At 63.6% G+C, this 19,917-nt stretch carries 19 protein-coding genes and 1 pseudogene; 8 read left to right on the top strand and 12 right to left on the bottom strand.

What is annotated here, in order from left to right; translation table 11 throughout:
- Positions 1-8 precede the first annotated feature (8 nt).
- Both CIT25_RS06490 and CIT25_RS06485 read left to right on the top strand, forming a co-directional pair.
- Positions 9-779: a DUF899 domain-containing protein gene (locus CIT25_RS06490; RefSeq protein WP_095483722.1), complete on the top strand. Its 771-nt coding sequence runs from the start codon at positions 9-11 to the stop codon at positions 777-779.
- A 7-nt stretch (positions 780-786) separates the two neighbouring features.
- Positions 787-1,092, top strand: coding sequence for a hypothetical protein (locus CIT25_RS06485; protein ID WP_095483721.1), 306 nt, complete (start codon positions 787-789; stop codon positions 1,090-1,092).
- Between the two features lie 152 nt (positions 1,093-1,244).
- Here CIT25_RS06485 and CIT25_RS06480 read toward each other — a convergent pair whose 3' ends face one another.
- From CIT25_RS06480 to ehuB, 5 genes are read right to left on the bottom strand one after another with little or no spacing between them, the layout of a single operon-like run.
- Positions 1,245-1,967, bottom strand: a complete 723-nt coding sequence (locus tag CIT25_RS06480) for a GntR family transcriptional regulator (RefSeq protein WP_095483720.1) — start codon at positions 1,965-1,967, stop codon at positions 1,245-1,247.
- Entirely contained in the window at positions 1,964-2,743 is a 780-nt protein-coding gene (gene ehuA, locus CIT25_RS06475; RefSeq protein ID WP_095483719.1) for an ectoine/hydroxyectoine ABC transporter ATP-binding protein EhuA, read from the bottom strand. The genes CIT25_RS06480 and ehuA overlap by 4 nt, the downstream gene beginning before the upstream one ends.
- A complete protein-coding gene (gene ehuD, locus CIT25_RS06470) occupies positions 2,740-3,399 on the bottom strand; it encodes an ectoine/hydroxyectoine ABC transporter permease subunit EhuD (protein ID WP_095483718.1) in 660 nt (219 codons plus the stop codon). Before ehuD ends, ehuA begins: the two co-directional genes overlap by 4 nt.
- Positions 3,396-4,124 (bottom strand): ectoine/hydroxyectoine ABC transporter permease subunit EhuC, encoded by a 729-nt coding sequence (gene ehuC, locus CIT25_RS06465; RefSeq protein ID WP_095483717.1) that lies wholly within the window; start codon positions 4,122-4,124, stop codon positions 3,396-3,398. The genes ehuD and ehuC overlap by 4 nt, the downstream gene beginning before the upstream one ends.
- A 53-nt stretch (positions 4,125-4,177) precedes the next feature.
- Positions 4,178-5,047: an ectoine/hydroxyectoine ABC transporter substrate-binding protein EhuB gene (ehuB, locus tag CIT25_RS06460; RefSeq protein WP_095483716.1), complete on the bottom strand. Its 870-nt coding sequence runs from the start codon at positions 5,045-5,047 to the stop codon at positions 4,178-4,180.
- A gap of 199 nt (positions 5,048-5,246) precedes the next feature.
- On the opposite strand from ehuB, the gene CIT25_RS06455 reads away from it, so the two are divergent.
- From CIT25_RS06455 to CIT25_RS06430, 6 genes are all read left to right on the top strand, one after another.
- Complete coding sequence (locus CIT25_RS06455; protein WP_342587090.1) at positions 5,247-6,479, top strand: M24 family metallopeptidase; 1,233 nt, start codon at positions 5,247-5,249, stop codon at positions 6,477-6,479.
- Positions 6,480-6,554: 75 nt separating this feature from the next.
- Entirely contained in the window at positions 6,555-7,703 is a 1,149-nt protein-coding gene (locus CIT25_RS06450; protein ID WP_095483714.1) for a M24 family metallopeptidase, read from the top strand.
- Between the two features lie 10 nt (positions 7,704-7,713).
- Positions 7,714-8,970 (top strand): sarcosine oxidase subunit beta family protein, encoded by a 1,257-nt coding sequence (locus CIT25_RS06445; RefSeq protein ID WP_095483713.1) that lies wholly within the window; start codon positions 7,714-7,716, stop codon positions 8,968-8,970.
- Positions 8,971-8,983: 13 nt separating this feature from the next.
- Positions 8,984-9,280 carry a sarcosine oxidase subunit delta gene (locus tag CIT25_RS06440; protein WP_095483712.1) on the top strand — a complete coding sequence of 99 codons (297 nt, stop codon included), beginning with the start codon at positions 8,984-8,986 and terminating at the stop codon, positions 9,278-9,280.
- Positions 9,277-12,231 (top strand): sarcosine oxidase subunit alpha family protein, encoded by a 2,955-nt coding sequence (locus CIT25_RS06435; RefSeq protein ID WP_095483711.1) that lies wholly within the window; start codon positions 9,277-9,279, stop codon positions 12,229-12,231. Before CIT25_RS06440 ends, CIT25_RS06435 begins: the two co-directional genes overlap by 4 nt.
- Positions 12,224-12,721 (top strand): sarcosine oxidase subunit gamma, encoded by a 498-nt coding sequence (locus CIT25_RS06430; protein ID WP_095483710.1) that lies wholly within the window; start codon positions 12,224-12,226, stop codon positions 12,719-12,721. Before CIT25_RS06435 ends, CIT25_RS06430 begins: the two co-directional genes overlap by 8 nt.
- A 27-nt stretch (positions 12,722-12,748) precedes the next feature.
- On the opposite strand, the gene CIT25_RS06425 is transcribed toward CIT25_RS06430, so the two are convergent.
- The 7 genes and pseudogenes from CIT25_RS06425 to CIT25_RS06390 form a co-directional block, all read right to left on the bottom strand.
- A complete protein-coding gene (locus CIT25_RS06425; protein ID WP_095483709.1) occupies positions 12,749-13,786 on the bottom strand; it encodes a phosphotransferase family protein in 1,038 nt (345 codons plus the stop codon).
- Positions 13,787-13,817: 31 nt separating this feature from the next.
- On the bottom strand, positions 13,818-15,029 hold the full coding sequence (locus tag CIT25_RS06420) for an acyl-CoA dehydrogenase family protein (RefSeq protein WP_095483708.1): 1,212 nt from the start codon (positions 15,027-15,029) through the stop codon (positions 13,818-13,820).
- 265 nt (positions 15,030-15,294) lie between these two features.
- Positions 15,295-16,257, bottom strand: coding sequence for a 3,5-dioxohexanoate:acetyl-CoA acetone transferase (kce, locus tag CIT25_RS06410; protein ID WP_095483707.1), 963 nt, complete (start codon positions 16,255-16,257; stop codon positions 15,295-15,297).
- A pseudogene (locus CIT25_RS06405) lies at positions 16,254-17,202 on the bottom strand (3-hydroxyacyl-CoA dehydrogenase). The gene kce and the pseudogene CIT25_RS06405 overlap by 4 nt, the downstream one beginning before the upstream one ends.
- Before the next feature lie 10 nt (positions 17,203-17,212).
- On the bottom strand, positions 17,213-18,019 hold the full coding sequence (locus tag CIT25_RS06400) for an SDR family oxidoreductase (protein WP_095483997.1): 807 nt from the start codon (positions 18,017-18,019) through the stop codon (positions 17,213-17,215).
- A gap of 264 nt (positions 18,020-18,283) precedes the next feature.
- Positions 18,284-18,871 carry a sulfocyanin-like copper-binding protein gene (locus CIT25_RS06395; protein WP_245329775.1) on the bottom strand — a complete coding sequence of 196 codons (588 nt, stop codon included), beginning with the start codon at positions 18,869-18,871 and terminating at the stop codon, positions 18,284-18,286.
- Positions 18,872-19,119: 248 nt separating this feature from the next.
- The gene (locus CIT25_RS06390) at positions 19,120-19,791 is read right to left on the bottom strand and encodes a GntR family transcriptional regulator (protein ID WP_095483705.1); all 672 of its coding nucleotides are present in this window, start codon (positions 19,789-19,791) and stop codon (positions 19,120-19,122) included.
- Between the last annotated feature and the right edge of the window lie 126 nt (positions 19,792-19,917).

The following is a 19,917-nucleotide window of genomic DNA, read 5'->3' as shown; positions in this document are numbered from 1 at the left end:
GAAGAACGATGCCGACACACAAGACCGGAACACGTGAGCAGTGGCTGGCAGCGCGGCTTGATCTGCTCGATGCGGAGAAGGAGCTCACGCGGCAAAGTGACGAGCTGGCGCAGCGGCGGCAAGAGCTGCCTTGGGTTCGGATCGACAAGGACTACCGATTTGAGACCGACGAAGGCAGCGCCTCACTGGCGGACCTTTTCAGGGGGCGCTCGCAGCTCCTCGTCTACCATTTCATGTTCGGGCCCGACTACACGGCGGGGTGTCCGGCCTGCTCGGCGATCACGGACGGGTTCGACGGCTTCGTCGTCCACCTCGCCAACCACGATGTCACGCTTTCGGCGGTATCGCGGGCACCGCTCGCGAAGCTGCAGGCGTACAAGCGGCGGATGGGATGGACTTTCCCTTGGGCGTCCTCGCACGGCAGCGACTTCAATTTCGACTTCGACGTTTCGTTCACCGAGGAGCAGCAGCGCGAGGAGGGCATCGAATACAACTATGTGCGCGAGACGCCTCTCGCCGAGATACCCTCGCGCACGACTGCCGACGGCTCCGCGACGTTCGCTGCGATGAGCGGGACAGACACGGCCACCTACACGCGCGAGAGGCCGGGCATGAGCACGTTCGTGCTCGAGGACGGCGTCGTCTACCACGCCTATTCCACCTATGCGCGCGGATTGGACGGCCTCTGGGGCATGTATCAGTGGCTCGACCGCGCGCCTCGAGGGCGCAACGAGAAGGGCGTCTGGTGGCGGCGCCACGACGAGTACGGCCAGGGCTGACGTCTCGATGACACTCCACCCCGACCACGCGCTGAAGACGCCGCCCGCACGCAGCGGATCTGCCGCTTTCCCAAGCGACAACGTCGCCGCCCGCGGCGCGGCCGACTGGCTGTCGCTGGCGGCCGCGCCAACATTCGCAATCATGGCGCTGCTGACGGCCGTTACCGGTGATGCGGACATGGTCTGCACGGCTGCGGAAGATGCCTCGCCGCTGAGCGGAATGGTCATCATGTACTTGCTGATGAGCGCCTTCCATTCGGCGCCTTGGCTGAAGCTGGTTGCCAGCCGACGAAGCGCTGCCCACCGGTCGTGATCCGGCGTTCGCCGGATCAAACGGCAACTAGAGCAATTCCAGGAAAAGTGTGAAACGGTTTTCCGTCCGAATTGCGCAAAAAACAAAGAGATAGAGCGGTTCGGCGTTTCCCTGAAACGATGAACCGATCTAGCGCGCGACCTCGCGTAGCCCTACGTGGCGATGTTGGCCTCGCCTGCATGACGCATCATGCGGCGAAAGCTCATTGAGATATGAGCGCGTCTTATGTGCCCGATGGACTCCCAGTCGCCGATTTCGGCGGCGGCAAGCACCTCTTCCATTTCGCGACGGAACGCAGTGAACTCCTCGACAAGGCCCAACTGCGGCATCAACTTCAGCACGACGCGCGCGACTTGAAAATACAGGCGCTCGCTGATCTCACGCAGCGGCTGGTTACCGGTCATCGCCGTGAGCTCGTAGAAAAAATCCATGTTGAGGCGCAGGAAAGCGCGCTGGTCGGGATTGAGCACATCGGAATCGCAGCGCGCGATGAGCGCCCGGATCCGGTCGAGGTCGTCCGCCGTGCGCGGGATCGGTGAAAGCTTGCCGACGAGGAGCGCCAGTTCCAGGCGCAAGTGATAGACCTGCTGCAATTCCTCGATGTCGACGTCGGTGACGATCGTGCCGACGCCATGGACTGACTGAACCAGCCCCTCGGATTCGAGGCGCGCCAGGACACGCCGAACCGGCGTGCGGCTGATCTGGAATTCCTGGGCAAGTTCTTCCTCGGAGAGATGGCTACCCGGCGCGTAGTCGAGCAGGCAGATGCGGTCGCGCAGTATCCGGTAGATACGCTCGAACCGCTCCCGCGCCGAGAGCGGGCGCGTCGGCGCGGCCGTCACGGCTATGGGCGTGGCATCTGTCTCAAGCGTCATCCAGCCTCCAGGACAGCGTGCAGGAACTGCCGTGTCCGCTCGTTCTTGGGGGCGCCGAACAACTCGGCTGGCGGCCCCTGCTCGCAGATCTTGCCCGCATGGAAGAAGCAGACGCGATCGGAGAACTCCTTGGCAAATCCCATCTGGTGGGTGACCATCAGCATGGTGAGGTCATGTTCCCTACCGAGTTTTCGGATAACTTCAAGCACTTCGCCGACGAGCTCGGGGTCGAGTGCCGAGGTCACTTCGTCGAACAGCATGATCTTGGGCCGCATGGCGCAAGCGCGGGCGATGGCGACACGCTGCTGCTGGCCGCCGGAAAGCTGCGAGGGATAGTGGTCCTTCTTCTCCGACAAGCCGACCATGTCGAGCAATTCGGCCGCACGCGCCTCGGCATCGGCCCGCTTCATGCCGAGCACGGTTATCGGGGCCTCGATGCAGTTCTGCATCGCCGTCATGTGCGGGAACAGATTGAACGACTGGAACACCATGCCGATCTTGGCGCGGATCTTGCGAATGTGTGCGAGATCGGCGGGAACAAGCTTGCCGTTCCTCTCCATGTGGGTGAGCGGCTGGCCTTCGACCCAGATGACCCCGTCATTGATCGTCTCCAGCGTCATCAGCATGCGCAGCACCGTGGTCTTGCCGGAACCCGACGGGCCGATGATGGAGACCTTCTCGCCGCGTGCTATTTCGAGGTTGAGTCCGTCGAGAACGGTCAGCGCGCCGTAGCGCTTCGAGACATTGTCGAAGCGGACCATCGGTTGTTCTGTCATCGCATGGTCCTCCGGTTGAGCAGGCGTTCCAGGGAGCGGATGAGCACGGCCGAAACCAGGCTCATGGCAAGGAAGAACAGGCCGACCAGCGTCATCGGCTCGGTGTAGCGGAAGGTATCGGAGCCGATGATCTTGGCGGTCTGCATCAGTTCCATCACGGCGATCGCGGAAAGCAATGGCGTCTCCTTGAACAAGGCGACCAGATAGTTGCCGAGCGCCGGAACGATTGGCGGAATCGCCTGCGGGATGATGATGTCGCGGAACGTCGTCCAGGACGACAGGTTGAGCGCGATCGAGGCTTCCCATTGGCCGCGATGGATGTTGTCGAAACCGGCGCGATAGACCTCGGAGCAATAGGCGGCATAGTGGATGCCGATGGCAAGCACCCCGGCGGTGAAGGCGTCGAGCACGACACCGAATTTCGGAAAGACGAAATAGAGAAAGAATATCTGGATCAGCAGCGGGGTAGAACGGATCAGCTCGACCAGCACCGAAATCGTCCAGCCGGTCCAAGGCACGGCAATGCGGACGACCGCCAGTACCAGGCCAAGCGAGGCGGCAAGCGCAAAGCCGATCAGCGTCGCTTCGATGGAGACGATGGCGGCGCGGGCGAGCACCGGCAGGATTTCAAAAGCAAATGCCCAATCCCAGATCATGCTGCCTTCCCCCGCGCCAGCCCAAGCGAAGCTCGCCTTTCGAGAAGCCGCATGCCGATGGTCACAACCAGCGACATTGCCAAATACATCAGCAGGACGAGGGTGAAGATCGGAATGGTCTTGAACGTATTCTGGTTCATCTGCTGCGCCTTGAAAGCGAGGTCCGAGAGCGTTATCAGCGAGACCAGCGCTGTCGATTTCAAAAGCTCGATGAACAAATTGCCCCAAGGTGGGATCATGGCGACGAAAGCCTGTGGCAGTATGATCCGGCGCAGCATCTGGGGGCGGCTCATGTTCAGCGCAGTGCACGCCTCCCACTGTCCGCGAGCGACGGACTGGATCGCGCCGCGCACGACTTCCGATCCGTAAGCACCAACGTTCAGGCCGAGCGCCAGAACGGCAACCAGAAATGCGTTGAGGGTGACACCGAATTGCGGCAGCACGAAAAACAACCAGAACAATTGCACCAGCGCCGACGTGCCGCGGAAAATCTCGACATAGACCGTGGCCAGCCATCTGAGCGGCGCCGGGCCGTACATCCGCGCCAGCGCTGCCAGCACGCCCATGACAATTGCCAGCAGGCTGCCGAGGATGGCGATCTCGATCGTCAGGACCGCGCCTTGCAGCAGCCCCGGTAGAAACAGGCTATAGGCTTCCTGCGTAGCCAAGGCGGCGATCACGCCAAGCGCGACGATCAGCAGGGTGACAAGGGTACGGATTCCCATGCGATTCCCCTAGAAAAAAGGGCGGCGCTTTCGCGCCGCCAGCAGTTGGGAACCTACTCGCCCGCGCAAAGCTGCGCGGTGGTCTTGTTGGGGAGATAGTCCTTGCCGAAGCCGAGCGGCTCGACCAGCGCGATGTGCTCCGGTGAACCGAGGAACGTCTTCAGCTCGGCGTTGAACGCCTCCTGCAGATCGGTATCTTCCTTGCGGAAGCCGAAGCCGCCATGGCCTTTCACCGACTTGCCGGCAACCTCGCCGAACGGCTTGGTCGATTCGACGCCGTCGGCCTTCTTGGCCATGTCGGCGATCGAAAGGGCGGTCAGTGCGGCAGCGTCCGCGCGGCCAGCCTGAACAGCGGCCACAAGGCTGGACTGGTCGGGCAAAGCGACAATCTGCCCTGCGGCGACGCCGGCGTCCTTGGCATAGCCGCCCTCGACGGCGCCGGCCATCACGGCGAGCTTGAGATCCGGATTGTCCTTGATGCTGGAATAATCCTTCACGCCCTTCGGATTGCCTTTTGCCACCAGCATGGCCTGACCGATGCCGTAGGACGGCTCGGAGAAATTGATCTCGGCGCAGCGCTTCGGATTGATGAACATGCCAGCGGCGATGATGTCGAAACGGCCGGCCTTGAGACCCGGAATGAGCGAACCGAATTCGGTCAGCACGCCGTCGACCTGCGCGATACCCATCTTGGCGAGCACCGCCTTGGCGACTTCCGGCGCCTCACCGGTCAGCTTGCCGTCAGGCGTGGCGAAACCGAACGGCGCCTCGTTGGCGAAGCCGACGCGGATGTAGCCGTCCTTCTTGGCCCGTTCGAGAGTGGTTTCCGCATGAGCGGGCAACGACGCCAATGACGTGGCGGCGAGCGCGAGGCAGGCGGCGGCTTTGACGACCATCCGGCGCGATATCGATGATTTGAACATGCTTTTCTCCCGTTGAACAACTGATGAATGGTTCCCAGGGCGCAGCCTTCTTCGAGGTCGACACCCGCCTGACAAGACGTATACAACTGCCCTAGACATTGCGCAAGTGAAGATATAAAAACGTTAGAAATTCGGCGATAATTCGCGGTCAAACGACAAATTATTGTCTAGTTGTGCACAATTTAGGCAAGTTGCCCGTGTGAAAAGGGCAAAACAGCGCATCCGTAAAGGCAGGATTTCGGTGGCGAGCGCGAGCGGTTTCGGGACATTCACGCAAGCGGACTATGCGCAGCGCCTAGCTGGCGTGAAGAGACGCATGGAAAAGGCCGGCTTCGACCTCATCGTCTGTCAGGATCCCGCCAATATGTGCTGGCTGATCGGTTATGACGGATGGTCGTTCTACGTTCCGCAGTGCGTCCTCGTCCATCTGGAAGAGGACCGGCCGATCTGGTTCGGCAGGGCGCAGGACGCCAGGAGCGCACGCCTGACCACCGGCCTGCTGGAGAAAAACATCGTGCCGTTCTCGGAACGGCTGGTGCAGCAGCCCGTCGAACACCCCTATGACGAACTCGCCCATCTGATCCGATCGCGTGGCTGGGGAAAGGCCCGCATCGGCGTCGAGATGGACGCGCATTATTACACCGCGCGCTGCCACGCCCATCTCGTCAGCGGGCTGCCCGACGCGCACTTCGCCAACAACCATGATCTCGTCAACTGGGCGCGACTGGTCAAATCCGAAGCCGAGCTGGTGCTGATCCGCGAGGCCGGTGCGATCTGCACGCACGCCATGAACCACGCCATCGAAAAAATGCGACCTGGCGTGCCTCAGAACCACGTCATTGCGGAAATCTATCACGCGCAGATCATGGGCGTGCCCGGAGCGGGCGGCGACTATGCTGCAATCTGTCCGCTGATGCCCGTCGGCGAGGGCACCAGCACGCCGCATCTGACGTGGTCCGATGCGCCGTTGCCGGACAGCGGCCTCGCCATTCTGGAGATCGCCGGGGTGCGGCGGCGCTATCATGCGGCGCTGACGCGGACCGTGCATTTCGGCAAGCCGCCGCAAGCTATCCTCGACATGGCTAAGGCGATCGTCGAGGGCGTCGACGCCGGCCTTGAGAAGGCGCGCCCCGGCACCACCGCCGAAGAGGTGGAAGCCGCCTGGCAGGCGGTCCTGCGGAGGAATGGGCTGAAGAAGGAAAGCCGCGTCGGCTATCCGGTCGGGCTCGCCTACCCGCCCGATTGGGGCGAGCGCACCGCAAGTCTCCGTCCCGGCGACAGCACCCAGATGCAGTCCGGGATGTGCTTCCATTTCATGGCCGGCGTTTGGCTCGACGATTTCGGCATCGCCATCTCGGAATCCTTCGTTGTCACGGATCGCGGCGGCGAACGCCTCTGCGATGTGGCGCGCGAACTCATCGTCCTCGACTGACCATGAGGACGGGAACCCGGAACTGACGAAAGATCATGCCGGCAACGAAACCGGCACCCAGCACGAGGACGCCTGATGGACCGTAATCCGTTTTCCGAAGCCGAAATCGCCGGCCGCCTTGCCAAGGTCCGCACGGCGCTGGCCGAGCGTGAGTTCGACGCGGCGGTCTTTGCGTCGCCGGAGAACGTCTTCTACCTCACCGGGCTCGATCACTGGGGTTATTTTGCCCCTCACCTGCTGATCGTCCCGCTCGAAGGAAAACCTGTTCTGATCACCCGCTCGATGGAAAAGGTGACGATCGAGAAACAGGTGACCGCAGCGGAATTCCGCGGCCATTCCGACAGCGAAACGGCGGCCGATCTTGCCGCGCGCGTGCTTGCGGAGCTCGGCCTGTCCGGCGAGCGGATCGGCCTCGAATACTGGACGGCTGGCCTAAGCCATGGGCTTGCCATCGCACTCCAAACGCAGGCTGATGCCAGATGGAGCGATGTCTCCGGTCTGGTCGACAAAATGCGGCGGGTGAAGAGCGCCGAGGAACAGGCGCTGATGCGTCAGGCGGCACAAGTGACTGACGCTGCCGCCGGCGCCGCGATCGCGGCGATCTCGGACGGCGCCTCCGAACCGGAGGTCGCGGCCCAATGCGTTGCGGCGATGATCCGCGCCGGCGGTCATGCTCCGGGCTTCGGCCCGTTCATCCGCCCGGCCGCGCGCCTGGGCGAAGAGCATACGACCTGGGGTGACGGGATCTATCGCAAGGGCGAGCCGGTCTTCGTCGAACTGTCCGGCTGCATCGCGCGTTATCACGCGCCGCTCGGCCGGCTCGTTCGCATCGGCCACATCAGCGACGAAGATGCCGCGATGGCGGAAGTGACCGCCAAGGCCTTCAACGCGGTCGTCGAGGCGCTGCGGCCCGGCGCCAGAGCGCGCGACCTCTACGCCGCCTGGCAAGCCGTCGCCGATGAGGCCGGTCTTTCTCACTATCGCCGCCATCACTGCGGCTACCTCGTCGGCGTCGGGCAGCCGCCATCATGGACCGGCGGCAACTCGGTGACCGGCTTGAGGCACGATTCCGATCTCGAGATCGAGACCGGGATGAGCTTCCACATCCTGTCGTGGCTGATGGGCACCGGTCGCGGTGATGACTTCGTTTCCAACACGGTGCTTCTGACCGATGCGGGTGCCGAAGTGCTTACCCGCACGCCGGCCGGCCCGATCGTTCGATAGGCCCGCACGCATGGCGCGCTACTCGGCATTCTCGATTTTCCGCAACGCGCTGTCAGGCCAGAAGAACTGGCAACGCGCCTGGCGGGCAGCGGAGCCAAAACCGTCCTACGATGTGATTGTCATCGGCGGCGGTGGACACGGCCTCGCTACCGCGTTCTACCTCGCCGAGAACCACGGCATCCGCAATGTCGTTGTTCTCGAAAAGGGCTATATCGGCGGCGGCAATGTCGGCCGCAACACCACCGTCATCCGCTCCAACTACCTGCTCGACGGCAACACCCAGTTCTACGAATTCTCGATGAAGCTCTGGGAGAACATGTCGCGGGCGCTGAATTTCAACGTCATGTTCTCGCAGCGCGGCCAGCTCGTCACGGCGCATTCGGCCGACCAGCTCGATAGCTTTAGCCACCGCGCCAACATCATGCGGCTGAACGGCATCGATGCCGATATCCTCGACCGCGACGAGGTGCGACGTCTGGTGCCCTATCTCGACTTTTCCGACACCGCCCGCTTTCCGATCCATGGCGCTATCTTCCAGGGCCGGGCGGGCACGGCGCGCCACGACGCCGTCGCCTGGGGCTATGCGCGCGCCGCCGACGGCCATGGCGTCGACATCATCCAGAACTGCGAGGTGACCGGCTTCCTCCGCGACGGCGACAGTATCGTCGGCGTCGAAACGACGAAAGGCCGGATCGGCGCCGGCAAGGTCGGCCTCGCTGTTGCCGGTCATACCTCCGTGCTCGGTGCCAAGGCCGGCCTTGAACTGCCGATCGAAAGCCACGTCCTGCAGGCCTTTGTCACCGAACCGCTGAAGCCGTTGGTAGACCAAGTCGTCGCCTATGGCGCCGACCATTTCTACGTCAGCCAGTCGGACAAGGGCGGGCTGGTCTTCGGCGGCAATCTCGACGGCTACAATTCCTACGCTCAGCGCGGCAATCTCGGCGTCGTGCGCGAAGTGGCGGAGGCGGCGATTGCGCTGATGCCTTGCATTTCGCGCGTCCGTCTGCTGCGCCATTGGGGCGGCGTCATGGACATGACCCCCGATGCCAGCCCGATCATCTGCCCGACGCCGATCGGGGGCCTCTATCTCAACGGCGGCTGGTGCTATGGCGGCTTCAAGGCGACGCCGGCTTCCGGCTGGTGTTTCGCGCACACGATCGCCACCGGCAAGCCGCACCCCTTGATCGCGGCCTACGGGCTCGATCGTTTCCGCACCGGCCACACGCTCGATGAGGCTGGCGCCGGCCCCTCCGCCTGGCTGCAATAGGAGGCGCAAGACAATGCTGCGCATCGAATGCCCCTGCTGCGGTCCGCGCGACCATGACGAGTTCCGCTACGGCGGCGATGCTTCCGTCACGCGTCCGGCCCACGACGATCCCGATCCGGAGGCCTGGTACCGTTACGTGTATGTCAGGACAAATCCGGCGGGCCTGCACCGCGAATTCTGGCAGCACGTGATCGGCTGCCGCCAATGGCTGGTGGTCGAACGCGACACGCGCAACCACGCCATCGCATCCGTCGACCTCGCCCGGAAATTGTCGGCCAGGAAATCACCAGCCAGGAAACCACCGGCATGAGTTCGAACCACAAGCGGCTGTCGATGGGTGGCCGTATCGACCGCGAGCAGCCGGTCGATTTTACCTTCGACGGCCGCAAGCTGGCTGGATATCGCGGCGACACGCTCGCGTCCGCGCTGCTCGCCAACGGCGTCACCCTGGTTGGGCGCAGCTTCAAATATCATCGTCCGCGCGGCATCTTTTCCGCCGGGCCCGAGGAGCCGAACGCGCTGGTTACGCTCGGAATCGCAGGCAGGCGCGAGCCGAACCTGCCGGCGACGACACTCGAACTCGCAGACGGCATGGTCGCGGAGAGCCAGAACCGCTGGCCCTCGCTTGCCTTTGACGTGCAAAGCGCCAACGGCCTGCTGGCGCCGTTCCTTTCGGCCGGCTTCTACTACAAGACCTTCATGGGCCCGACGCGCCGTGCCTGGATGTTCTACGAGCATTTTATCCGCAAGGCGGCCGGGCTGGGCAGAGCCGGCACCGACCCTGACCCCGACCGTTACGAGGTTCGTCATGCGTTTGCCGATGTCGCGATCATCGGCGGCGGTCCGGCGGGATTGTCGGCGGCGCGTGCTGCCGCGGCCGCCGGCGCGCGGGTCGCGCTGATCGAGCAGGATTTCCTGCTCGGCGGCCAACTCCTGGCGGAACCGTCCGACAGCGCGGCGGCCGCATGGTTGAGACAGACCGAAGCCGAGCTGGAGAGCTCCGAAACCGTCGCCTTGATGAAGCGGACGACCGCTTTCGGTATCTATGACGGCAATGTCATCGGACTGGTCGAGCAACGCGACCCAACCAATCGCCAGCCGGTCGGCGAGGCGCGGCAGACGTTCACCATGCTTCGCGCCCGCTCGATCGTTTTCGCCACCGGCGCCATCGAGCGACCAATGGTATTCTCGAACAACGACCGGCCCGGCGTCATGCTTGCCTCGGCCGCCCGGACCTATCTCAACCGTTTCGCCGTCCTGCCCGGCAAAAAAATCATCGTCGCCACCAGCAATGACGGCGCCTGGCGCACCGCCTTCGACCTTGCCGCAGCCGGCGCAGAGGTGACGGTTGCCGATCTGCGCGCATCACTTCCCGCAGCACTTGTCGCGGAGGCCGCACAGTTCGGCGTGGTTGTGCGGGCCGCAACGCACATCGTCGACCTGCGCGGCGGCCATGCCGTCAGGCGTGCAACGCTCAACGGGCCGGACGGCCAATCCGAGGCCGCCTGCGACCTGGTCTGCGTGTCCGGTGGCTGGTCGCCAACCGTGCATCTCACCTCGCACCTGGGCATCAAACCTGCCTACCGCGACGACATCGGCGGCTTCGTGCCGGGCGCGTTTGCGGCGGACCGGTTCGGCGCCGGCTCGATGATGGGAGCTTATTCGACCGCCGGTGCCATCGAGGACGGTCACCGCGCCGGCACCCAGGCGGCATCGTTTTGCGGCAAGTCGGGACCGGCGCCCACTCCATCGAAACTCGATCTTGGCGAGACCGCCGCAGCCCAGCTTCGCGAGGTCCTGCCCGCTGGGCGTGGAAAGGCCTTCGTCGATTTCCAGATGGACGTGACGACCGGGGATATCGAGCTCGCCCATCGCGAGGGCTATGAATCGGTCGAGCACCTGAAGCGCTACACCACCCTCGGCATGGGCACCGACCAGGGCAAGACAAGCAATTTTCCGGCGCTTGCCGCGATGGCCACCCTGCGCAACGCAACGATCCCCGAGACCGGCGCCACGACCTTTCGCCCGCCCTACACGCCGGTCGCCATCGGTACGCTTGCCGGACGCGCCATCGGTCATCATTTCAAGCCGATCCGCCGCACGCCGATGCACGATTGGCACATGACGAACGGCGCCGAGATGCTGGAGGTCGGGCTCTGGATGCGGCCCTATTTCTATAAGCAGTCCGGACGTGACGTGAACGAAGCCTACGTCGCCGAAATGCGGAATGCGCGCCAGGCCGCGAGCCTGATGGACATTTCCACCCTCGGCAAGATCGACGTCCAAGGCCCGGATGCCGCGATTTTCCTGGATCGCGTCTACGCCAACGGCTTTGCCAAACTGCCGGTCGGCCGCGCCCGCTACGGCGTCATGCTGCGCGACGACGGCATCGTCTTCGACGACGGCACCACGACGCGGCTGGCGGAGAACCGGTTCTTCATGACCACCTCGACCGCCAAGGCCGCCGATGTGCTGTCGCGTCTCGAATTCCTGCTCGACACGGCCTGGCCGGATTTGCGCGTAGCCGTGACCTCGGTGAGCGATGAATGGGCGGCGATGTCGGTTGCCGGACCGAAAAGCCGCGCAATTCTGAGTGCGGCGTTTCCCGCTCTCGACGTTTCCGACGCGGCACTTGCGCATATGGGGTTGCTCGAAAGCGAATGGCGAGGCCGTGCGCTCCGCATCCTGCGTCTCAGTTATTCCGGCGAGCGCGCCTACGAAATCTATGTCGGCGCAACCGCCGGTGAACAGCTCTGGAGCCGCCTGCTCGAAGCTGGCAGGCCGTTCGATCTGAAGCCTTATGGCGTCGAGGCGCTCGGTGCGCTGCGCGTCGAAAAGGGCCATGTCGCCGGACCTGAAATCGATGGGCGCACGACGCTCGACGATCTTGGCCTCGGCCGCATGGCCGGCAAGCGCACCGGCTTCGTCGGCGACGTGTTGCGACGGCGCCCCGCCTTCCAGGCGCCAGACCGGCAGCGCCTGGTCGGGCTGGAATGCATCGAGGAGGGAAAACGCCTTCGCGGTGGCGCCATCCTGTTCCTGCCGGGTGAGAAACCTTACGGCCACGGGCGCGGCCGCGTGACCTCCGTCACCTTCAGCCCTGAACGCGGTCGCTATGTCGGGCTGGCCTTGCTTGCTGGCGATGTCGCTAGCGAAGGAAGCGAGATCGTGGCCGTCTATCCGATGAAGACCGAAACGGTGCGCGCCCGCATCGTCTCGCCGGTATTTCTCGATCCGCAGGGAGAGCGGCTACATGGCTAGCCCGGATTTCAGCCTGTCCGTGGCCGATTGCCCGCTCATCCAGGTCGAGGGCTGGGACGGCACGCTGGGGCAATTCGAATCGAGCCTCTCGACGTCGCTCGGCACCAAGCTTCCTGCCTCGGTTGGAGAGACTGTTCGCCACAAGGGTTTCCTTGTCATCCGCGTTGCCCCTCGCCGTCTCTGGCTGGCTCTTGACGACGGCGCGCAGGCACCTTCGCTTGCCGTCGACCCGGATCTCGGCTGTTCAGTTTCTCTCGACGAAGGTCGCGTGCGTTTCAGAATGGCTGGGGCTGACATCGCGCGGGTTCTCTCCAAATGCATCGCCGTCGACTGGCGCGCGTCGGCGGCCGCCCCGGGCCGGGCCGTGCTGACGTCCTTGCATCATGTGCCCGTGCTTTTCCTGCGCACCGGTGAGACCGCGTGCGAACTCATGGTGCCGCGAAGCTTTTCGCGAAGCCTCTCGGACTGGATTGCTGACGCCGCGAAATAGGGAAAGGACCAGGCGCGAACGCTCTCCTCAGGAGCCGCTCCACGGCCTTGCTCCTTGGATGATCTCTTGGGCACGCACGGCAAAGCGGCCGGCGAGAGGCCACTTCCCGGCGGCATCGGCCGACGCCGCGCTGCCTGCCCGCGCCCGGTCGGCGATGCCGACGAAGATCACCGCGAAACGAAACAGCGAAAAAACCAGGTGGAAGCGTTCCAGGGGCGCAGTGGGCACGGCATGCGCGAAATAATGGTCGAGGAATTCGCGCTGGCTCGGGATGCCGAGTGCGGCATGATCGAGGCCGAGGATGCCGCCATACTCGCCCGGGGTCGAATGCCAGGTCATCGAGCAAAAGCCGAGATCGGCGAGCGGATGGCCGATCGTCGACAGCTCCCAATCGAGAATGCCGATCACCTCCGGCTTGCCGGGATGGAACAGCAGATTTCCGAGGCGGAAGTCGCCATGGGCGATCGCCACGCGCCCATCATCCGCGGGCAGGTGCTGCGGCAGCCAGTCGGCGACCACTTCGAGTGCCGGAATTCTGTCACTCGGCGATTCCCTGAGCTGCCTGGTCCAGCGGCCAATCTGGCGCTCGAAATAGTTGCCGGGCCGGCCGTAGTCGCCGAGACCGACCTCGTCGGGACGGACAGCATGCAATTTGGCCATCGCTTCGGCCATGCCGAAATAGATGCCGCGTCGCTGCGCGGGCGAAAGGCCGGGCAGCGAACAGTCGTGGAAGACGCGACCATCAAGCCGCTCCATCAGGTAGAAGGGCGTGCCGAGCGGCTCGACGCCGTCGTGATAGAGCACCGGCCCGGGCACCGGCACATCGGTCGGTGCAAGCGCTTCAAGCACGCGGAATTCGCGGTCGACGGCATGCGCCCCGCGCAGGATCGGCCCGGCCGGCTTCTTGCGCAGCACCATGCGATGCGCACCATAGTCGACGAAGTAGGTTGGGTTGGACTGTCCGCCGCCAATCCGCTCAAGCGTCATGGCGGCGTCGCCGAAGCGGTTCGAGAGAAAAGCCTTCAATGCCGCAGGATCGAAATCCGCATTCGACGGCTGCGCCATCTTTTCCTCCTGAGATGCCACCGCGCGTCGCTTACGCCTCGCCTTCGACCGTCCAGCGCCAGAAGCCTCTCTCTTCCTCGTTGAGGAAACGGTTCAGCACCATCTTGTGGACCTCATCGGCACCGTCGACCAGCCGCGCCTGGCGAGCATAGCGGTAGATCCATTCGAGCACCGTGTCCTTGGAATAGCCACGCGCGCCATTGATCTGGATCGCCACATCGGCTGCGTCATGCAGCACATTGGCGACCTGGATCTTGGCCATCGATACTTCCTTGCGGGCAAAGCCGCCGCGGTCCAGCTCCCACGCAGCCTTCATCACCAGGATGCGGCCGATCTCGATGCGCATGGCGAGGTCACCGAGCTTCAGCTGGACGCTTTCGCGGTCGGCGAGGCGCTGGCCGAAACCATAGCGCTCGGCGGCGTAGGCGCGCGCGATCTCAACGCAGCGCTTGGACAGTCCGAGCCATCGCATGCAGTGGGTAAGCCGCGCTGGGCCGAGCCGCACCTGCGTCACCTTCATGCCCCTACCCTCGCCGACCAGCATGTCTTCGACAGGGATTTCGAGCCCATCGAACTCCAGCTCGCAATGCCCGCCATGCTCCTCCGGGCCCATGATCTCGATGCGGCGCACGATGCGCCAGCCTGGCTGGTCCTTGTGGAACATCAGGGCCGACAGCCCATGGCGCGGGTCGTCCGAGGTTCGCGCGATCAGAATGAAATGGCTGGCCTCCTCCGCGCCGGTGATGAACCATTTGCGGCCGGTCACGACATATTTGTCGCCGCGCAGCTCCGCATGCGTCATGATCATCGAAGGGTCCGAGCCGCCGCCGGGGTGCGGTTCGGTCATGGCAAAGGCCGATCGCACCTTGCCCTCGACGATCGGCTTCAGCCATTTTTCCTTTTGTGCTGGCGTGCCGAGCGCCTCCAGAACCATCATGTTGCCATCGTCGGGCGCTGCCGAATTGAACACCACGGGTCCGAAGATCGACCGGTTCATCTCCTCATAACAGACCGCCATGTCCATCTTGCCGAGGCCGGCGCCGCCGGTTTCGGGCTTGAGCTGCAGGCACCACAGGCCCGCCATCCGCGCCTTGGCGCGAAGCGCCTCCAGCAGCGGCAAGGCGATATTTCCATGCGCGTCATAGGACGTCTTGTCGGCCTCGAGCGGCAGGATCTCACGCTCGACGAAGTCGGCAATGCGGACGCGGTAATCTTCGGTGCGGGCTGGAATGTCGAAATTCATGGACAAACTCTCAGCGAAGCGAGGTGGCCGCCATCGTCTAGAAATCGAGCGAGCGCTCGGCTTCCTTATTCGCCTCTATCCCCTTTTTCAGCCGCCGTCATCCGGCGAAGCGTGGTTCCGCAACGCCCTTGATGCCAAGGCCGTTTATTGCGAACAGGCTGCCGCAGCGCCACCCCGGCCGGCGTCGACGCGGGCGAAGGTGCGCCGGTTGCTGGCAGCACCAGTCGCGATGTCATAGTCATAAGCCCAGATCTCGCGATCCACCTCAGAACGCGACCTTGTCGCCGCCCTTCAATGACAGGATCTCGCGCGCCTCGTCGGGCGTCGCCACCTCCATGCCGAGGCCTTCGATGATCTTGCGGGCAAGCACCACCTGTTCGACGTTCGATTTGGCAAGCTTACCCTTGCCGGCCCAAAGACTGTCCTCGAGCCCGACGCGGATGTTGCCGCCAAGCGCTGCCGATTGCGCCGCGATGCGCAATTGGCTGGCGCCGGCACCAAGCACCGACCAGCGGAACTGGTCGCCGAACAGCCGGTCGGCGGTGCGCTTCATATGGGCGACGTCTTCAGGATGCGTGCCGATGCCGCCGAGCAGCCCGAATACCGACTGCACGAAGAACGGTGGCTTCACCAGCCCACGGTCGGCAAAGTGCGAGAGATTGTAGAGATGGGCAATGTCGTAGCACTCGAACTCGAAGCGCGTGCCGTTGTCGTAGCAGGTCGCAAGAATGTATTCGATGTCTTTGAACGAATTGCGGAAGACCAGGTCGCGCGTCGCTTCCAGATGCGGCTTTTCCCAGTCGAACTTGAAGGTCTCGTATTTGTCCGCGAGGTGATAGAGCCCGAAATTGATCGAGCCCATGTTGAGCGACGCGACTTCCGGCTTGAACTCAGTGGCTGGGCGCACGCGCTCCTCGACCTTCATGTAGGGGCTGCCGCCAGTGGTGATGTTGATGGCGGCGTTGGTGCCTTGCTTGACGCGCGGCAGGAAACGCGCGAACGCCTCCGGCGTCTGGTCGGGCTTGCCGGTCTCAGGGTCGCGGGCATGCAGGTGCAGGATCGCGGCACCCGCCTCTGCCGCCGCGATCGCCTCGGACGCGATCTGGTCCGGCGTGATCGGCAGATAGGGCGACATGGTCGGCGTGTGGATCGCCCCCGTCACCGCACAAGTGATGATAACCTTGCCCTTGGCCTGCTGAGCGCTGGGCTTGCGGTTCGTTTCCGTCATCGTCCGAACTCCTGATCCGATTTTCTCTTGTGCGCCGCCAGCGCCATCAGCCGGCGGTCGCGCCACACCTGCCGTTCGCCGAGCTCTTCCCGCGGCAGCCGCTTGCGGCGGTCGGCCTCTACTGTCTCGATGACCTCGCCGGCCCAGTCGACGCGGCGCAGCGTCTGCGGAAAAATGTTGGCATAGATCGTCTGATAGCGCTCGACATAGTCGCGCACGCCGCCCGGTGCATTGAGGTCGATCGTCTCGAACGGACCCATGAACGACCAGCGTAGCGCCAGCCCGTCGCGAATGCCGATATCGACGTCCTCGACGCTGGCATAGCCGTCGGCGACAAGGCGAAAAGCCTCCTCCAGCAGCGCGCCCTGCAGGCGGTTCATGATGAAGCCGTCGAGCTCGTGCTTCATCACCAGCGGCGCGTGGCCTGCGGCGACGAGTAAGGCGCGGGTCCTTTCGACCGTTTCGGGCGAGGTCCATGGCGCCGGCACGACTTCCGCAGCCGGAATGAGATAGGGCGGATTTGATCGGATGCACGACCAGGCAGCGGTGCCGCCCTTGCAGATGATCGGTGAATTTCGACGGCAGCAGCGCCGAGGTGGAACTGGCGATCACCGCTTGCGGACCGGCCAACGCATCAATCAGAGAGAACACCTCGCGCTTCACGTCGAGGCTTTCGGGCGTGTTCTCCTGGATATGGACCGCATCGGCCAGCGCCTCTTCCAGCTCCGCAACGACGGCGATGCGGCCACGCACGGCATCGATTGCCTGTCCGCGCAGCAGATCGTTCGCGGCGAGGTCACCCAGCACGCCGGCGACGTAATCATGCGCACCGCCCGCCGCGGCCGGCGACTGATCCCACATCCGCACATCGTGGCCGGCGCGGGCGAAGCTGATCGCCCAGGCCCGTCCGATGAACCCGCTGCCGACAATTGCGACCTTTGTCATGATCGGTTCCTCAAAGCGTTTCGACGTTGCCGTCGACGCCGAGCGACTGGCCGGAAATGTTGATCCCCGCATTGGACAGCAGGAAGGCGACCATCGAGGCGACGTCATAAGGGCTGGTCATGCGGCGCAGCGAGATGTTCTGGAGATAGCGCTCCGTCATCGCCTCATTCGACACACCGAGCTGCTTGGCCCGGTCGGCGATCACCTTGTCGATGCGTGGTCCCTCGATGATGCCGGGCAGGATGGCGTTGACCCTTATGCCGTGCGGCCCGAGTTCCTTGGCGAGGCTCTGCGTGAAACCGATGACGCCAAACTTGGCCGCCGAATAGGGTGTGCGGAAAGCGTAGCCGTAGCGGCCGGCCGCCGACGACATCGAGACGATCGAGCCGCCGCCCGCCGCCTTGATCAGCGGCACGGCACGTCGGGCGCAGAGGAACTGGCCGGTCAGGCAGATGTCGATGCAGCGCCGCCACTCCGCCGGATCGATCTCATCGACGCCGCCGGTCGGCCCGGCAACGCCGGCATTGTTGATCAGCGCGTCGAGGCCGCCGAGCTTTTCCTTGACGGTCTCGAACAGCCGGTCGACGTCGTCTTCGCGCGAGACATCGGCCTTGACCGCGGCGACGAGCGCTATCCTGTCCGGAGCAGCGGCCAGCGCCTCGTCGGAGACGTCGCAAACGACGATGCGCGCGCCGAGCCGCGACAACGTGTCGGCAATGGCAAAGCCTATACCGCCGGCGCCTGCCGTCACCAGCACGCGCTGCCCCTTCAACCCGGTCAGAAAATCGTCCGCCGATGACGGTGCCCCTTTACTCATCGCCGTCGCGCTCATCGTGTTGTCCTTTCTCATTGCAGCCGCCGTTCGCGCAGCGCCATGACAGCGCCCAGAACGACCAAGCCGTACAGAATTGCCCTTGTGGCATAGGGCAGCTGAAATAGTGGCGAAAGCATTGCCCGCTGGTGGCTAGGCGAGCAAAGGCAGCTGCTCGGGCACGCCAGACTTTCGAATTTCCGGTAAGCCGCCCTGGGTTTGCATTGATCTCCACGACCAAGCCATGGCGCTGGCTTGCTCGCGTAGCCCCTAAGGCCGTCCTGGGGGCTGCTCCTGCGGAAATTTGTTTTCGTCTATGATTGCCACGGCCTGCTCGATGCTGTCTCTCACCTCGAAACCGATCCAATGTCCGTCCATCAGATGCGTTTGCCTCCCGCAGGCGAGGAAATAGCTCCCGGCCTGCTGCGCAACAAAGTTGAGTTGCCTCCTCTCATTGATTTTAATCCCCTCTGGCGGATCGGTGTACACCCCCCAGATCGCATCCTCGGCCGTCAACTTCACGGGCATCTCTGACTGAGCGTAGACCCTGGTCAGCATCAGGCTGTGCCGGAAAGACGAGGAGCCATTGATGAACTCGATCTTTACCGACCATTCTGCTGGCACGACGATGGTAAGATTGCCGCCCCAGTAACCGTTGAAGTCGATAATGTCGGTCCGGATGTTGTCCCTGCGATACCGCTCGACTTGGTTCCAATCGGCAACAATCTCTATGGCCACTGTCTCGGCTGCAGGATCGTTCTTGATCCAGCTCGGGACGAAAGGCTCCCCAGCCAGTGCAATTCCAGGCAACAATCCCAAGGCAACGGCGAGAAGGGCGAGGTGAGCAAAGCGCGCCATCGCAATCAGAGGCTCCTCCCGAGCGGGGCGGCCGAGCGCAAGCGACCGCCAATCGAAGTCGACCTGGCTTGTTCCCTAAGGAAGAGAATACGCTTGAAATGGCATCCACACCAGCAAACCCAGAGTGCGCTATCGTCAGCCGTCAGAAACAACGCCATTGCTGCTATATCATCGGGATGCGCGTTGGAATTGCCTGCAGTGCGTCAGTGCGAGAGCGACGGGCGATTCCGTAATGTGAAGTTTCTGCTTCAGCTGTTGCGAAGGGTCTGTTGCGCAATTCGCCACGCCTGCTCCACATGTCGCCGGGCCGCGGCTTCGGCGTCATCGCCGTTGCGCGACTTGATCGCGTTCATGATGTCGGTCATTTCGGCAATTGCGGCATCGCGGCGGTCCACCGAAGCGATGGTCATGGAACGCAGCTGGTTGATGCGGACGTTCAGACCCTGGACGATTTCCCAGGCGATGCGCTTGTCGGCGGCATCGAAAAGCACTTCATAGAATTTTGTCGTCGCCCGCATCACCTCGATCGGATTGGCTGAGGCCCACGCCGTGAGCAGCACATCGAATGCGCGCTCAAGCGCAGCGATCTGGTCCTCAGTCGCCGTCAGCGCGCAGGCGCGCGCCGCGATGCCCTCCATCAAAGCGCGGAGTTCATAAATCTCATCGGTGCGGCTGAGATCCGGCCTGGCCACCGCGGGTCCGTGGCCTGGTATCATCTGAACAAGGCCCTCAGTCTCCAACTGCCGCAGAACTTCGCGCACCACCGAGCGACTGACGCCGAGCTGGTCGCAAAGCGGCCGCTCGACCAGCCGTTCGCCGGGCTGGAAGTGAAACCCCATGATCGCGTCGCGCATGCGCTCCAGCGCCAGCGTTCTCAGCGTCTTGGTGGATCGTTCGATCCTCAGTGTGTCGTCGGCCAATTCATCTACTCCCAGCATCCGCAAACAAACAGATTCGACGATCCGTTGACAAGGGATTTGGTCTTCAATAGTATGGTATACCATAAGATGACCGGGGCGGAAGGGAGCTTTTCCGGATGCCTCGGC

Source organism: Mesorhizobium mediterraneum, from assembly GCF_002284565.1.
Taxonomy (GTDB): domain Bacteria; phylum Pseudomonadota; class Alphaproteobacteria; order Rhizobiales; family Rhizobiaceae; genus Mesorhizobium; species Mesorhizobium mediterraneum.
This window is presented reverse-complemented; position numbering and strand designations above follow the sequence as displayed.